Here is a 14,707-nt window from a genome sequence, read left to right on the forward strand (position 1 = left end):
CAGAGAGAGGCCACCGAATGACCATGACCTCCGAGCAAGCCAGCTGGTTCGCAGGCGTGTTCGAGCAGCTTGTGCAGAACATCGATCGCGTGCTGCTCGGCAAGACCCATGTCATCCGCATGGCGTTCACCGCACTGCTCAGCGAGGGCCATCTGCTGCTGGAGGACTTCCCAGGAACCGGCAAGACATCGCTCGCCCGGGCGATGGCCGAGAGTCTGCGGGGCACGACCAATCGCGTGCAGTTCACCCCCGACCTGCTGCCCGGCGACATCACCGGCGTCAACGTCTTCGACCAGCGAACCGGGACGTTCGAGTTCCATCGGGGGCCGATCTTCGCGAATGTCGTGCTGGCGGATGAGATCAACCGGGCCTCGCCGAAGACGCAGTCGGCGCTGTTGGAGGTCATGGAGGAACAACAGGTCACGGTGGACGGGGTGCCCCATCCCGTCGAAGCGCCGTTCATCGTCATTGCCACGCAGAACCCGATCGAACAGGCGGGAACCTACCGGCTGCCCGAGGCCCAGCTGGACCGGTTTCTCTTGAAGGCCTCGATCGGCTATCCGGACCACGAAGCCATGCTGCGCATCCTCGAGGGTGCGGGCCGGCGGGCGCACGAGATCGTCGTGCCGGAAATGATCTCCGCGGCCACCGTCGCGAAGATGGCCGGGATGGCGCGAGGGGTGCATGTGGACACGACGATCAACGACTACGTCTCCCGGCTCGTGGACGCCAGCCGGAACGCTGACGAGATCCGGCTCGGTGTCAGTGTGCGCGGAGCTCTCGCGCTCATCCGCGCGGCTAAGACCTTCGCTGCGGCGTCCGGCCGCTACTACGTGACGCCGGACGATGTGAAGGCCCTGGCCGAACCCGTGCTCGCACACCGCCTCGTGCTCGACCCGGAGGCGGAGTTCGACGGTGTCACCGCCTCCAGCGTCGTCGGCCAGTTCCTGATCGAGGTGCCGCCGCCGAGCGGCCGGGCCGCCGTGTGACTGCCACGGCCGGCCACACCCAGGCGACACTCGAAAACACACGGACCCGCATCGTCGGCGAGCGCGACGGTGTGCTCGCCGACGTCATCGTCGGGGCGGTGCGGACCGGTTCGGCGGCCGGCCACGGAATCGCCGCCGCCGCCGGGCGGATCGGCGGTGTGGTGACGCCGCTCGGCTGGTCGCTGGCCGCCCTGGCGGTGCTGGCGCTCGTCTCCGGTTACCTGTTCGGCTGGGTGGAGGCGGTGGCCGCGGGCTGGACAGCGGTCGCTCTCTTGACCACCGCCTGTCTCTCCCTCGTCGGCCGGATCGCGTCTGACGTCTCCCTGCGGCTGCCCGCCCACCGCGTCGTCGTGGCAGACCGGGCGCCGGTCCAGGTCACCGTGCAGAACCCGGTGCGCCGCCGGCTGTCCGGTATCCGCGTTGAGGTGCCGGTTGGCCCGGGGCTGACGGAGTTCGCCTCGCCCGCGCTGGCGGCGGGGGAGGAGCACACGGAGGTCTTTGTCGTCCCGACGACCCGCCGCGGGATTGTCCCAATCGGCCCGGCGCGGACCGTGCGCGCCGACCCGGTCGGACTGCTCCGGCGCGAGCTGGTGTGGGCGGACTCGCTCGATCTCTTCGTGCATCCGCGCATCGTCGCCATCCCGAGCATGAGCACCGGGCTCGTGCGCGACCTGGAAGGAGCGCCGACCCGCGATCTGACGGCCAGCCATGTCGCCTTCCACGCTCTGCGGGAGTACTTGCCGGGGGATGAGCGCCGCACCATCCACTGGAAGAGCACAGCCAAGACCGGCAACTATATGGTCCGTCAATTCGAGGAGACCCGGCGCAGCCACCTGCTGGTGGCCCTGAGCCTGTCGGCGGCCGACTACGCGAACGAGGAGGAGTTCGAACTCGCCGTGAGCGCCACCGGCTCGCTCGGCGTGCGGGCTCTGCTCGATTCGCGGACGGTCTCGGTCGTCGCCAGCGCAGAGACGCTCGGCTTCGCGAAGCGGACGCTGATCGGCGCTCGCCGCATCAGCACGGTCGGGCGCAGCTCTCTGCTGGACGATCTCGCGGGCGTGGAGCCGACCAAGTCCGCGCTGCGCCTGCCTGGGCTGGCTCAGGTCGCCGCCGGGGACGCGGCCGGGTCCTCCCTCGTCTTCCTCCTCTGCGGTTCCACGCTCGGCTCTGCGCAGCTACGGGCTGCCGCGGCCCACTTTCCGCTCGGGATGGAGGTGGTGGCGATCGTCTGCGGTGCGGGCACGGTTCCGTCGCTGCGGCGCGTGGCGGATCTCAGCGTCCTCAGGATCGGCTACCTGGAGGACCTCCAGCGAAGTCTCGCGAAACGGCTCGCGACGTGAGCGCCCCACGCGCGAGCGGTCGTGCGGCTGCTGCCGACACCGTCTTCGCGCTGGCGGCGGTGAGTCTCGCCGCGTGGTCGTTCTGGCCGGTGTACCAGTCGGCTGCGTTCGTCGTCATGCTGGTCGTCACGGTGGTCCTGGGGTGTGCGATCGCGGTCGTGGGTGCGGTGTTCCGGGTTCCGAGCATCGCGCTGACGGCGCTCATCGTGGGGGCCTTCCTCGCCGGGGGAGTCCCGCTCGCCGTCCCCGCGGAAACGAACGCCGGGGGGCCGCTGCCGACCCTCCCCGGATTCCTGGATCTGGTGCGGGGAACCTGGCTGAGCTGGAAGCAGCTTGTCACCATTTCGCTCCCGGTCGGCTCCTATCAGGCTCTGCTCGTGCCCGCGTTCATCCTCGTGCTGCTGGGGAGCGCGGTGACGCTGACGATCGCGCTGCGATCGAAGACGCCGGAGCTGGCGGCGCTCCCGCCGGTCGCGGTCCTGGTCGGCGGCATCGCACTCGGCTCTGCGGTTGCGCCGGTCCCGCTCTGGCTCGTCCTCGCGCTGTTCGGGCTGCTGCTCGTCTGGAACATCGCCATCCGGCTCCGACGCCGCGCCGCGGCTGTCGGCACGCTGCGCGAACGGAGCGGGCTCATCGTGGAGACACCGCGTGAGCGTCGCTCGACGGCGGCCATCACCGTGACAGGGGCCGCCATCATGTTCGGCGGGGTGGCCGTCATCGGCGTAGCCGCGACAGCGCTTCTCCCCCCGCAGGCCGAGCGGCAGGTCGTCCGCAGCTTCACGGAACAGCCCTTCGACCCGCGGGCGTACCCGAGTCCGCTGAGCGGTTTCCGCTCCTATCTGGAGCCGGCGAAGGCCCGTGCGCCGATGCTGAGCGTGACCGGGCTCCCCGCCGACCGGCGGCTGCGCATCGCGACGCTCGACACATACGATGGCGTCGTCTACTCGGTGGGCAGTGGCGCTGCGACGAGCGCCTCCGGGGCCTTCACACGGGTCCCGTACCGGCTGGACCAGTCCGGTGTGAACGGAACCGCCGCGAGAATCACGGTCACGGTGCATGGTTACCGTGGCCCGTGGGTCCCGGGAACCGGGCAGCTGGAGCAGATCGCCTTCCTCGGCCAGGATGCGAACCGGCTCTCTGGTGCCTTCTCTTACAACACTGTGACCGGGACCGGTGCGTCCACCGTCATGCTCCAGAGCGGCGACACCTACAGCGCCGAATCCGTCGAAAAGCCCCTGCTCACGGCGACCCAGCTGGAAAGGGCGCAGCCAGGACCGGACACCGTGCCACGCCCGGCCGTGGTGCCCGACCAACTGCACGCGCTCCTTCAGAAGTACACCGACGGCGTGTCCGGCGCGGGGCCGGGACTCGCTGCCGCTCTGCGCGGTATCGCACGCGACGGCTATCTCTCGCACGGTATCGACGCCAGCGAACCCGCGAGCCGATCCGGTCACGGAGCGGACCGGATCGCGGAACTGCTGACCGATGTCCCGATGCTGGGCGACCAGGAACAGTACTCGGTGACGGCGGCGCTCCTGGCCCGGCAACTGGGCTTCCCCGCCCGCGTCGTGGTCGGTTTCGTGGCCCCCAAAGGCTCGGGCGACGCGGTCACCTTCACCGGGTCCGACATCTCCGCGTGGATCGAGGTGCAGACGGCGGAGGGCTGGGTGAGTGCGGACCCCACCCCGCCCGTCCGCCCCGTCCCGCAGAAGGAGCCCAATCGGCCAACCGAAATCTCCCGCCCGCAGACGAACGTTCAGCCGCCGGTGGACGAGAGCCCGCGGCAGAACGACGAGCCGCCCCAGGCGCAGGTCGACCCGAGCCCACCACCGTCGCTGAAACCGTCGCTGGAGGGGCTGCGCGGCATCCTGACGATCGCCGGCTGGTCGCTGCTCGCGGTGGCTGTTTTCACCGCACCGTTCCTCGCCGTGATCGCGGCCAAGTGGCGGCGACGGGCGCTCCGCCGGCGGGCTCCGACAGCGGTCGAGCGGATCGTCGGCGGATGGCGCGAATTCGCAGACGCCGCTGTGGACCACGGCTATGAGCGGCTGCCGTCGGCCACCCGTGTCGAATTCGCGACGGCGGTCGGCGGTTCCCGGGCTGCCGCTCTCGCGAACGTCGCCGACCGCGCGGTGTTCAGTCCGCTCCCGTTGACCTCGCAGGAGGCGGACAGCGTCTGGAAGGCCGTCGACGACCTCCGGCGGCAGCTGGAGAAGCGCGACACGCGCTGGAAACGGCTGCTGGCGGCGGTCTCGCTCCGCTCCCTCGGTTACCGTGGAAGGAGCGCAGAGAGGAAGAGCGAGCGATGACGTGCCGGGTGTGTGAAGCGGAGCTCACCGAGGGGACACTGTTCTGCGGGAACTGCGGGAGCTCGCTCACCGCGTCGCGCCTGCGTGCCCCGGAGGCCGCGGACCAGCGCCCCTCGGACACCTCGATCGTGCAGCCTCTCCCGAAGCCCGCCGTCGCCGGTCCGTTCCCCTGTCCTGAGCCCGGCGACGATGGCTTCCCTCCGACCGAGGCCATGCCCGCGGTCCCGGTGGAGGAAGCCCCACCGGCCGCGGCCCGCCCGTACACGCTCAGCTTCTCGACCGGAGAGAGCGTCGTCGTGCGAGGCAGCGGGCTCCTGGGCCGCCGCCCCATCGTCCGGCCCGGTGAGAGGGTCGATCAGCTCGTCGTCCTCTCGGACCCGACGCGTAGCGTGTCCAAAACCCATCTCCAGTTCGGTCTCGAGGGCGCCGACCTCTGGATCTGCGAGCGCTACTCCGGCAATGGCACTGTCGCCCGTCCCCTCGGCTCCACCGCACGCCAGTGCGAAGCCGGCCGCCGCTACCGTGTCTCCCGCGGCACTCGCGTCGACATCGGCGACCAGTGGTTCGACGTGAGCTGATTCCGGCGCTGCCGCCCCTTCTTCGCCGAAAAGGGCGGGGCGGGGGAGGCGCTACGCGAGCGCGGCGGCGATCTCGCTCTCGGGGAGGCCGTGGGCTTCGGCGACGCCGCGGTTCGTGACCTGGCCGGCGTGGACGTTCAGACCGAGGGCCAGCGAGGCGTCATCGCGGAGTGCTTCTGCCCAGCCGCGGTTCGCGATCGAGCGGGCGTAGGGCAGGGTCGCGTTAGTGAGGGCATATGTGGAGGTGTGCGGCACGGCGCCCGGCATATTGGCAACGCAGTAGAAAACCGACTGGTGAACGGTGAACGTCGGGGCGGCGTGGGTGGTCGGGTGGGAGCCGGCGAAGCATCCGCCCTGGTCGACCGCGATGTCCACGAGGACGCTGCCCGGCTTCATCCGCGAGACGAGGTCGTCGCTGACGAGCGTCGGGGCCTTCGCACCGGGCACGAGCACCGAGCCGATGGCGAGGTCGGAGGCTACGACAGCCCTGTCGATCTCGAAGCTGTTGGACGCGATGGTTTTGATGCGTCCGGCGTACAGGGCTTCGAGTTCGCGGAGGCGCACGATGTTCGTGTCGAGGACGGTGACGTCTGCGCCCAGTCCGACGGCCACCGAGATCGCGTTCGTGCCGGCCACGCCGCCGCCGAGCACCGTCACGACGGCGGGATGCGTCCCCGGCACACCCGGGACCAGCAGACCCGGCCCGCCGTTTGGCTTGAGCATAGTGTTCGCCCCCACGATGGGCGCGAGCCGCCCTGCGACCTCGCTCATCGGTGCGAGCAACGGCAGGGAACGGTTCGGCAGCTGCACGGTCTCGTAGCCGATGGCGGTCATGCCGGAGGCGATGAGCGCGCGGGTGAGCGCTTCGTCGGCGGCGAGATGCAGATAGGCGAACAGCACCAGGCCCTCGCGGAAGTGGCCGTACTCGCTCGCGACCGGCTCTTTGACTTTCAGGATGAGGTCACCGGCCGCCCAGGTCGCCGCAGCGTCCGGCAGGAGTGTCGCGCCCGAGGCCGCATAGAACTCGTCGGGGATGGAGGAACCGGCCCCGGCGCCCATCTCCACATAGACCTCGTGCCCGGCGCCGACCAGATCATGCACACCGGCCGGGGTGATCGCCACCCGGAACTCGTTGTTCTTGATCTCGCGGGGGATCGTGACCTTCATGGTGTTCCTCACACTTCGACGTGATGTTCGGTCTCACCCTAGCCTGGTTGACAGATGATTTCGATATAAATCAGAATTTTTCATGCCGATTCCGTCATCTGATTCAATCCAAAGGGTTGATTTCCACGGTTCCCGTGAGCGAATGCTCTGGTGACCGGCTGCGGGTGCGTTTTCCGCGTCGCCGGGTCGTTCGGCCAGACGCCATTCGGGCGCTGGCGCGTGCGGATCACCGCATCTGGCGAGGGAGACCAGCCCGCCGGGCGGTCACGCGGAGGGGCGCTGCCGGAGCGCCGTCCCGCTGCGACCCTCCCTCGCTGCGCGGATTGCGCCCACCGGCTGCCCGCCGCCGAACACGGCGAGATCGAGCTTCGGTGTGATCGCCTCGACCGCCGATCGCTCGATCGCGCCCGCGTCGGCCAGAAGAGTCAGTGCGACGATGGAGGCCGCGCGCAGGCTCCCGTCGAGGATCTTCAGCGCGACGGTGACACCGTTCGGCGCGACCATGACCATCACTCCCTCGGCGCCCCCTTTCGCGAAGATCCCGAGTTCGTCGATGACGACGGTGTTCGCGCGCCCCGGTCCGTCGATAGCCCAGCCGTCCGCGAGCACCGCCGACCGCAGCGACGCGGCGTTCTTGAAGAGAGCGAACGGCGAGCCCTCCGACGCGGTGCCGATCCGCTGGATTCCGCGGGCGAGCGCCACCAGCGACATCGCATGCACCGGAGCGCCGCAGCCGTCGATTCCGGTCGCGGTGATCTTCTCGCCGGTAAGCCGCTCGACCGTGTCCCGGATGCGGATTTGCAGCGGATGCTGCGGGTCGAGGTAGCTCTCGAACGGCCAGTCATTGATCCGGCAGGCGAGCAGCATCGCCGCGTGCTTGCCGGAGCAGTTCATGAAGATCGCCTGCTTGGGCAGCCCCGCGCGGACGGCCTCGTCGCGGGCGTGTGCGTCGAGCGGCCCGTCGGCGGGGCACAGCAAAGCGTCTTCGGTCAGCCTCGCCTGCGCGAGCAGACCCCGCACGACGGAGAGGTGCGCTGGTGTGGCGCTGTGGCTTGCGGTCGCAAGAACGGCGCTCGGGCCCTTCAGCGGCGCTCCGGCGCTCATCACCCCGACAGCCTGGAATGGCTTCATCGACGAGCGCGGGAAGACCGGGCGCTCCGGAGCGCCGAGCGAGCGCACGATGCCGCTCTCAGCCCCGAGTACCACGGCCGAGCCGAGGTGCCGGGACTCCACGAAACCGCTGCGCTCGACCACGGCGAGCTCCGCGGCTTCGTCGGCCCGGAACACCGCAGGGGGCTGGGCGCTCTCCGGGCTCACAGCGTCTCGAGGGCGTCGTCGATCACGGAGACGGCGTCTGCGATGAGCTCGTCCGAGACGGCGAGGCTCGGCAGGAACCGGAGCACATTGCCCCAGGTGCCGGCGGTGAGGAACAGGATGCCGTGCTGCGCCGCGTACGCGACGACCGCGCTGACGGCCTCCGGGTTTGGCTCCTTGCTCGTCTGCGCCGTTCCCGGCTTCACCAGTTCGATCGCGATCATCGCGCCGATACCGCGGACCTCGCCGATGATGTCGTACTTCTCCTGGAGGGCGAGCAGTGCGGGCTTCAGGGCGTTCTCGATGCGCTTGCCCTCCGCGAGGAGATCGTTCTTCTCGATCTGGTCGAAGACGGCGATCGCGGCGGCCGCAGCGACCGGATTGCCGCCGAAGGTGCCGCCCAGGCCGCCGGGCTGGGCGGAGTCCATGATCTCGGCGCGGCCGGTCACTGCGGCGAGCGGCAGGCCGCCCGCGATGCCTTTGGCGCTCAGCACCAGGTCGGGGACAAATCCGAAGTGCTCGCTGGCGTAGTAGGCGCCGGTGCGCGCCATCCCGCTCTGGATCTCGTCGGCGATGAACACGACGCCGTTCGCGGTGCACCAGGTCTGGAGGGCCGGCAGGTAGTCGTCGGCCGGCACGATGAAGCCGCCTTCGCCCTGGATCGGCTCGGCCACGAGACAGGCCAGGTCGCTCGCGCCGACGACTTTTTCGAGATAGGCGATCGTGCGCGAGGCCGCCTCGGCGCCGCTGAGGCCGTCGCGGTAGGGGTAGGAGCCGGGGGCGTGGTAGACGTCGCCGGCGAGCGGCCCGAAGCCGCTCGCGTACGGCATGGCCTTGTAGTTCATCGCCATCGTCAGGTTCGTCCGGCCGTGGTAAGCGTGGTCGAGCGTGGCGACGGCGCGGCGGCCGGTGTGCTTGCGGGCGATCTTGACGCCGTTTTCGACGGCTTCCGCGCCGGAGTTCACGAGCACCGTCTTCTTGGCGTGGTCGCCGGGGGTGTGCTCGGCGAGCAGCTCCGCGACACGCACGTACTCCTCGTAGGGCGTGATCGTGAAGAGCGTGTGGATGACGTCCTGCACCTGTTCGGTGGCGGCAGCGACGACCGCGCTGTCCGTGTGGCCAATCGTGGTCACGCCGATGCCGGCGCCGAAGTCCACGAACTGGTTGCCGTCGACATCGACCAGGACCGCGCCGTTCGCGCGGGCGATGTACACCGGGAGCGCCGAGGAGACACCGCTCGGCACGACGGCGAGACGGCGCTGGTGCAGCTCCTGCGACTTCGGGCCGGGGATGGCGGTGACGATGCGGCGTTCTTGCGCCACGGAGTGGCCGGGCGCGCTCGGGGTCTCAGTCATGATGAGTCCGAGTCTAATCGCGGTGGAATAATCGTCGCCATGAAGCTCGAGCATCGATACGCTGTGGACGTCCAGTGGACGGGCAACCGCGGGACCGGCACCAGCGGGTACAAGGACTACGGCCGCGACCACACCGTTAGCGCAGTCGGCAAGCGCTCCCTGGAGGGGTCGGCCGATCGCGCGTTCTTCGGAGACACCGACCGCTGGAACCCCGAGGAGCTGCTCCTCGCGGCGCTCAGCCAGTGCCACATGCTGAGCTACCTCGCTGAGGCAGCCCGGACCGGGCTGGTCGTCGTCGGCTACACGGACGCCGCGACCGGCGTCATGGCTCAGACCGGCAACGGCGGAGGCCACTTCACCAGAGCGACCCTGCAGCCGAAGGTGACGATCGCGGATCCCGCGCAGACCGAGCTGTCGAACTCTCTGCATCGCCAGTCAGCGGAGAAGTGCTTCATCGTGGCGAACGTGAACTTCCCGGTGCGGCACGAACCGGAGACGCTCGTCCTCGTCTGAGCGGGTTCTACAGTCGCTCAGGCCGCAGCGCCCGCTTGATACGTTCCATGGTCGTCGCGGGCGGGGACTCATTGTAGACGCCCGCGAGCTCTTGGCCGGTGAGCGCGTGGATGGCCGCCATGATCTCATCGGTCGCCTGACGCCGTGCGCGTCCAGAGCCGGCCGAGCCGTAGCGGCTGACGTCGATCGGCTCGCCGAACGACACGGTCACGCGGTGGACGCGCGGGAACTTCGCGCCGACGGGCTGCATCTTCTCCGTGCCGCTCAGGCCGACCGGGACGACGGTCGCGCCGGTTGTCAGCGCGAGCCAGCCGATGCCGGTGCGGCCCTTGTAGAGCCGGCCGTCCAGGGACCGGGTGCCCTCAGGGTAGACCGCGAAGGCCGCGCCCGTGTCGATGATGCGGCGCGATTGCTCCAGCGCCTCCTGCGCCGCCTGGCCTGCGCCGCGCTCGACGCCGATCGCGCCGATGGCGGTGAAGAAGCTGCGGCTGACGCGCCCCCGGAAACCGGCGCCCTCGAAGTAGTGCGACTTGGCGAGGAACTGCACACGCCGCGGCGACGTCATCGGGATGACGATAGAGTCGATGAACGACAGATGGTTGCTCGCGAGGATGACTTTGCCGTGTCGCGGGACGTTGCGACGTCCGACCACTCGCGGACGGTAGACGATTTTTGCCAGCGGTGCGACGATCCACCGGCCGGCGAAATAGAGGAAGCCGGGTCGCCGCAACTCGTTCTGGGTCACCCGTCGAGCGTAATCGCGGGTGCATGCCGTCATAGGTATGCGCCGCTCAGAACCGGAACCCGCTCGGCAGCGGACAGCCCTCTCCGCCTGTGTAGACGAGACACGGTTCCACGAAGCCCCGGTAGCGCACCGCGAGCGGGTCGCCGAACCAGCGGTTGTAGAGGCGCGAGAAGTTCAGGTTGCCGTAGACAGAGCAGTCGCCGGCCGGTCCGTTCGGGTGGGCGAGCGTCTCGGCGTTCGGCTGGTATGGCGTGTAGTTGTACAGATTCGCGGTGGCCTGATTGAGTATCCGGACGGTGTGCGAACCGCACGAGCGGTGCGGATGGTACTGGATGTCGTTGCGGTCGATCCGGTAGCGCCAATCGCCCGGATGCGCAGCGTACTCGCGGAACTGCCACGCCGCCCGGTACACCTGATTGTAGAAGCCGAAGTAGCGCTCGTCGCACGCGGCGGTGTCCGGGCACGCGTACCCGGTGGCCTTCTGGTATCCGGAGGCGCTCGGCGCTGTGAGCAGCGACTGCTCTTTCTGCAGCAGCGCCAGCAGTACGCGCGGGCTGATCGTGCAGGCCTTGGCCACCCGGGCGACGATGCTGCTTGCGCGCTCTCTCCTCTCGCTCTGCAGCGCGGCGCAGCGCCCGGCCGACGCTTTGGTGTCGGGAGTGTCTATCCGGTAGTCCGCCGGGCAGGGCGAGTCGTCCTTGGGCCGGCAGTCCAGGTGGTCGAGGAATCCTTGGATTTGGGCCGCGGTCATCGCGTCCGGGTTGAAGAAGCTGTCGTCGCTGATGATGTCGCCCGGGTCGAAGGACGGTGCGGTCGCGGCCGAAGCGGGGGCGAGCGGCAGAGCGCCGAAGACCGCGAGCGCCACCGCGGCCAGGGCGCCTGCGGCGACAGAGCGCGGGCGAAGGCACACCACCCGCACCCCTCAGCCGAGCCGCTCGAGCGCCGCTTCGATGACGGTCGCCGCATCGTCGATCAGCTCCTCGCTGATCACGACCGACGGCAGCAAACGCAGAACGCTGTCCCAGCTGCCCGCGTCGAGCGGGATGACGCCGTTGCCCGTCGCGTGGGCCAGCACGGCTCTCAGCGCCTCCGGGTTCGGCTTCTTCGTGCCGGGCACGACAAGTTCGATCCCGAACATCGCGCCCTTGCCGCGCACCTCGCCGACCACCGGGAAGCGCTCAGCCCAGTCGCCGATGCGCGCCCAGAGCGCGCGCTCGACGCGCTTCGCCTCGTCGAGGAGGTTTTCTCTCTCGACGACCTCGAAGACGGCGAGGGCCGCCGCAGTGGAGACCGGATTGCCGCCGAAGGTGCCGCCGATCCCGCCGGGCTGAACGGCGTCCATGATCTCAGCGCGTCCGGTGACGGCCGCGAGCGGGAAGCCGCCCGCGATGCCCTTCGCCGTCGTGATGAGGTCGGGGACGACCCCGTGGTGCTCGATGGCGTACCAGGTGCCGGTGCGGCCGATGCCGGCCTGGATCTCGTCAGCGACGAACACGATGCCGTTCTCGGAGCAGAACTCGCTGAGGCGCTTGAAGTAGCCGGGCGCCGGGATGACGATGCCGCCGTCGCCCTGAATCGGCTCCACGAACAGAGCGGCCAGCTCGGTGGCCCCGATGTGCGTGTTGATGTAGTCGATCGCGCGTTCCGCGGCCTCCTCCCCGATCATCCCCTCCGGGTCGCGGAACGGGTAGCTGAGCGGGAGGCTGTAGATCTCGCCGGGGAACGGCCCCATCCCGGCCCGCTCCGGCCACGGCCGGTAGGTCATCGCCATCGTCAGGTTGGTGCGCCCGTGGAAGGCGTGGTCAAGGGTCGCGATCGCGCGCCGGCCGGTGTGTTTGCGAGCGATCTTCACCGCGTTCTCGACCGCCTCCGCGCCTGAGTTGACCAGAATGCTGCGCTTCTCGACGTCGCCCGGTGTGATTTCCGCGAGTTTCTCGGCGACGCGCACGTAGTTCTCGTACGGCGTGACCGTGAAGAGCGTGTGCGTGAGCTTGGCCGCCTGCTCGGCGGCCGCGGCGGCGACCGCCGGGTGTGCGTGGCCGATGGTCGTGACGCCGATGCCGCAGCCCAGGTCGATGAGCCGGTTGCCGTCCACATCCACCAGGATCGCGCCGGAGCCGGACTCCATGTAGATATTCGCGAGTGTCCCCGCTCCGCGGCTCACCGACGCTTCGCGGCGACGCTGCAACTCCACCGAGCGCGGGCCCGGCAGTTCGGTGACGATGCGGCGGGACTGGGGCACAGAGAACTCGCGAGTCATGCGTCTCATCGTAGGGTGCGATTCTCTTTAGCGAGAGCTGAGGAAAATACGGCAGTATGGCTATTTGTGCGCAAAATCCTCTCCGTTACCACCGCAGTCCTGATCGTCGCCGGCCTCGCCGCGTGCAGCGGCTCGGGCTCGCCGGCCCCGTCCGCCACCTCCGCCAGCGCCTCCTGCCAGAACACGAAGGCCGGTAGCGCCTCGAAATCGGTGAAGGTCACCGGTGAGTTCGGCCAGACACCGACGGTCGCCTTCACCACTCCACTCAGGATGTCGGATGCTGAGCGGAGCGTCGTGATCGAGGGCAAGGGAGCGAAGGCGGCACCGGGCGCCACAGCCACCGTCGGCCTCGCCGCCTACAACGGCGAAACCGGCAAGGAGCTCGCCGCACCGGAGGGCTTCGCGGGCAGCAGTGCCCTCACCGCCCAGCTCACGGGCTCCGCTCTTCTGCCCGGTTTCGTCCGCGCGCTCGAGTGCCTCAGCGTGGGCTCGCGCGCCGTCGTCACCACCACCGCCGAAGACGCCTTCGGCTCCGCCTACTCGCAGCTCGGCATGAAGGAGAAAGACCCGGTCGTCCTCGTCGCCGACCTCATCGGCATCCCGCCGACCCGCGCCGACGGCAAGCCGGTGACCCCGCCCGCGGGCTTCCCGACCGTGAAGCTCGCCAAGGACGGCGAGCCGTCGATCACCATCCCGAAGGCCGATCCGCCCACCGAGACCCGCATCGCGCAGCTCAAACAGGGCTCCGGGGAGACGGTCCTTCCGGGGGACACCGTGACCGTGCAGTATAAGGGCGTGCTGTGGCGCAACGGGGAGATGTTCGATTCCAGCTGGAGCCGAGGGGCGCCGGCCCCGCTCAAGACCACCGGTGTGGTGAAGGGATTCCAGAATGCTCTGGAGGGCCAGACCGTCGGCTCGCAGGTCATCGCGATCATCCCGCCCGCTGACGGCTACGGGGAGAAGGGCTCGGGGAAGATCACCGCCACCGACACGATGGTCTTCGTCATCGACATCCTCGGAACGACCCGCTGATGTCCGTGCGCCGCGTCGTCATCCTCGGCTCCACCGGCTCCATCGGCATGCAGGCGCTCGAGGTCGTCGCGGCCAATCCGGACCGGTTCCAGGTCGTCGGGCTGACGGCCGGCAGCAGTGCCGGCCAGCTCGCCGAGCAGGCCGAGCGATTCGGCGTGCGGGAGACCGCACTGGGCGCCGGGGACTCAGAGCGGCTCGTCCGCTCCGTCGACGCGGATGTCGTGCTCAACGGCATCACCGGTTCGGTCGGTCTCGGCCCGACCCTCGCCGCACTCGAGTCAGGCCGGACGCTGGCCCTGGCCAACAAGGAGTCGCTGATCGTCGGCGGCGAACTCGTCAAACGGGCCGCCGCGCCGGGGCAGCTCATCCCGGTCGACTCGGAGCACTCCGCTCTCGCACAGGCGCTGCGTTCTGGGGCGGCGGGGGAAGTCAGCCGGCTCGTTCTGACGGCCTCAGGCGGCCCCTTCCGTGGCCGCTCGCGCGAGTCGCTGCGCCAGGTCACCCCGGCCGAGGCGCTCGCCCACCCCACCTGGGACATGGGTCTGGTTGTGACGACCAACTCCTCGACACTCGTCAACAAGGGCCTGGAGGTGATCGAGGCGCATCTGCTGTTCGGTGTGCCCTACGACCGCATCGAGGTGACCGTGCATCCGCAATCCGTGGTCCACTCGATGGTCGAGTTCGTCGACGGCTCCACGATCGCACAAGCCTCGCCGCCGGACATGCGTCTCCCGATCTCCCTCGGCCTCGGCTGGCCGGACCGCGTGCCGGGGACCGGTCTCCCGCTCGACTGGACACGCGCTCACACCTGGACCTTCGAGCCGCTGGACGGCGAAGCCTTCCCGGCCGTCGCCCTCGCGAAGTGCGTGGGTGTGGCGGGCGGGACCTACCCGGCCGTCTTCAACGCGGCCAACGAACAGGCGGTGGCAGCGTTCCACGCCGGGGCGATCGGCTATCTCGACATCGTGGACACGGTGGAGCGCGTGGTCGACGCGCACGAGCCCCAGGCTGAGCTGACGCGGGAGGGCCTCGCGGAGGCGGAAGGCTGGGCGCGGTCGGCGGCGGACAGGATGCTGGGCCGATAGCGCGCAGCAGCGCTGAGACC

General features: G+C 69.5%; 13 protein-coding genes. 7 read left to right on the forward strand and 6 right to left on the reverse strand.

Annotated features, from left to right (window positions below; all coding sequences use genetic code 11):
- The first annotated feature begins 17 nt into the window (after nucleotides 1-17).
- From LXX_RS05975 to LXX_RS05990, 4 genes are read left to right on the forward strand one after another with little or no spacing between them, the layout of a single operon-like run.
- Nucleotides 18-989 (forward strand): AAA family ATPase, encoded by a 972-nt coding sequence (locus LXX_RS05975; protein ID WP_011186048.1) that lies wholly within the window; start codon nucleotides 18-20, stop codon nucleotides 987-989.
- Nucleotides 986-2,329 (forward strand): DUF58 domain-containing protein, encoded by a 1,344-nt coding sequence (locus tag LXX_RS05980; protein ID WP_041767512.1) that lies wholly within the window; start codon nucleotides 986-988, stop codon nucleotides 2,327-2,329. Before LXX_RS05975 ends, LXX_RS05980 begins: the two co-directional genes overlap by 4 nt.
- Nucleotides 2,326-4,638: a transglutaminaseTgpA domain-containing protein gene (locus LXX_RS05985; RefSeq protein WP_011186050.1), complete on the forward strand. Its 2,313-nt coding sequence runs from the start codon at nucleotides 2,326-2,328 to the stop codon at nucleotides 4,636-4,638. The genes LXX_RS05980 and LXX_RS05985 overlap by 4 nt, the downstream gene beginning before the upstream one ends.
- Entirely contained in the window at nucleotides 4,635-5,216 is a 582-nt protein-coding gene (locus LXX_RS05990) for a hypothetical protein (protein WP_011186051.1), read from the forward strand. Before LXX_RS05985 ends, LXX_RS05990 begins: the two co-directional genes overlap by 4 nt.
- Nucleotides 5,217-5,267: 51 nt before the next feature.
- Here the strand turns inward: LXX_RS05990 and ald are convergent, their stop codons facing one another.
- From ald to gabT, 3 genes are all read right to left on the reverse strand, one after another.
- On the reverse strand, nucleotides 5,268-6,383 hold the full coding sequence (gene ald / locus LXX_RS05995; protein ID WP_011186052.1) for an alanine dehydrogenase: 1,116 nt from the start codon (nucleotides 6,381-6,383) through the stop codon (nucleotides 5,268-5,270).
- A gap of 264 nt (nucleotides 6,384-6,647) precedes the next feature.
- The gene (locus tag LXX_RS06000; protein ID WP_011186053.1) at nucleotides 6,648-7,700 is read right to left on the reverse strand and encodes an asparaginase; all 1,053 of its coding nucleotides are present in this window, start codon (nucleotides 7,698-7,700) and stop codon (nucleotides 6,648-6,650) included.
- The gene (gene gabT, locus LXX_RS06005; RefSeq protein WP_041767513.1) at nucleotides 7,697-9,052 is read right to left on the reverse strand and encodes a 4-aminobutyrate--2-oxoglutarate transaminase; all 1,356 of its coding nucleotides are present in this window, start codon (nucleotides 9,050-9,052) and stop codon (nucleotides 7,697-7,699) included. Before gabT ends, LXX_RS06000 begins: the two co-directional genes overlap by 4 nt.
- Before the next feature lie 39 nt (nucleotides 9,053-9,091).
- Here gabT and LXX_RS06010 point away from each other — a divergent pair, with 39 nt between their 5' ends.
- Nucleotides 9,092-9,565, forward strand: coding sequence for an OsmC family protein (locus LXX_RS06010; protein WP_011186055.1), 474 nt, complete (start codon nucleotides 9,092-9,094; stop codon nucleotides 9,563-9,565).
- A 7-nt stretch (nucleotides 9,566-9,572) separates the two neighbouring features.
- Here the strand turns inward: LXX_RS06010 and LXX_RS06015 are convergent, their stop codons facing one another.
- The 3 genes from LXX_RS06015 to LXX_RS06025 are packed head-to-tail and all read right to left on the reverse strand — an operon-like array spanning nucleotide 9,573 to nucleotide 12,579.
- Nucleotides 9,573-10,343 carry a lysophospholipid acyltransferase family protein gene (locus LXX_RS06015; protein WP_041767514.1) on the reverse strand — a complete coding sequence of 257 codons (771 nt, stop codon included), beginning with the start codon at nucleotides 10,341-10,343 and terminating at the stop codon, nucleotides 9,573-9,575.
- A 13-nt stretch (nucleotides 10,344-10,356) separates the two neighbouring features.
- Nucleotides 10,357-11,223 carry a hypothetical protein gene (locus tag LXX_RS06020; RefSeq protein WP_011186057.1) on the reverse strand — a complete coding sequence of 289 codons (867 nt, stop codon included), beginning with the start codon at nucleotides 11,221-11,223 and terminating at the stop codon, nucleotides 10,357-10,359.
- A 9-nt stretch (nucleotides 11,224-11,232) separates the two neighbouring features.
- The gene (locus LXX_RS06025; RefSeq protein WP_081423098.1) at nucleotides 11,233-12,579 is read right to left on the reverse strand and encodes an aminotransferase class III-fold pyridoxal phosphate-dependent enzyme; all 1,347 of its coding nucleotides are present in this window, start codon (nucleotides 12,577-12,579) and stop codon (nucleotides 11,233-11,235) included.
- Nucleotides 12,580-12,636: 57 nt separating this feature from the next.
- Between LXX_RS06025 and LXX_RS06030 the strand changes: the two genes are divergently transcribed.
- The gene (locus LXX_RS06030; RefSeq protein WP_041767515.1) at nucleotides 12,637-13,602 is read left to right on the forward strand and encodes an FKBP-type peptidyl-prolyl cis-trans isomerase; all 966 of its coding nucleotides are present in this window, start codon (nucleotides 12,637-12,639) and stop codon (nucleotides 13,600-13,602) included.
- Between the two features lie 5 nt (nucleotides 13,603-13,607).
- Entirely contained in the window at nucleotides 13,608-14,687 is a 1,080-nt protein-coding gene (locus LXX_RS06035) for a 1-deoxy-D-xylulose-5-phosphate reductoisomerase (protein ID WP_041768270.1), read from the forward strand.
- Nucleotides 14,688-14,707: the final 20 nt, after the last annotated feature.

The sequence above is a fragment of the Leifsonia xyli subsp. xyli str. CTCB07 genome, from assembly GCF_000007665.1.
Classification (GTDB): Bacteria; Actinomycetota; Actinomycetes; order Actinomycetales; family Microbacteriaceae; genus Leifsonia; species Leifsonia xyli_C.

What these genes read in the sequence shown, in the direction of transcription:
- LXX_RS05975 (WP_011186048.1), top strand. Translation starts at nt 18, where the DNA reads ATGACCATGACCTCCGAGCAAGCCAGCTGGTTCGCAGGCGTGTTCGAG.
- LXX_RS05990 (WP_011186051.1), top strand. Translation starts at nt 4,635, where the DNA reads ATGACGTGCCGGGTGTGTGAAGCGGAGCTCACCGAGGGGACACTGTTC.
- ald (WP_011186052.1), bottom strand. Translation starts at nt 6,383, where the DNA reads ATGAAGGTCACGATCCCCCGCGAGATCAAGAACAACGAGTTCCGGGTG.
- gabT (WP_041767513.1), bottom strand. Translation starts at nt 9,052, where the DNA reads ATGACTGAGACCCCGAGCGCGCCCGGCCACTCCGTGGCGCAAGAACGC.
- LXX_RS06010 (WP_011186055.1), top strand. Translation starts at nt 9,092, where the DNA reads ATGAAGCTCGAGCATCGATACGCTGTGGACGTCCAGTGGACGGGCAAC.
- LXX_RS06015 (WP_041767514.1), bottom strand. Translation starts at nt 10,343, where the DNA reads ATGACGGCATGCACCCGCGATTACGCTCGACGGGTGACCCAGAACGAG.
- LXX_RS06025 (WP_081423098.1), bottom strand. Translation starts at nt 12,579, where the DNA reads ATGAGACGCATGACTCGCGAGTTCTCTGTGCCCCAGTCCCGCCGCATC.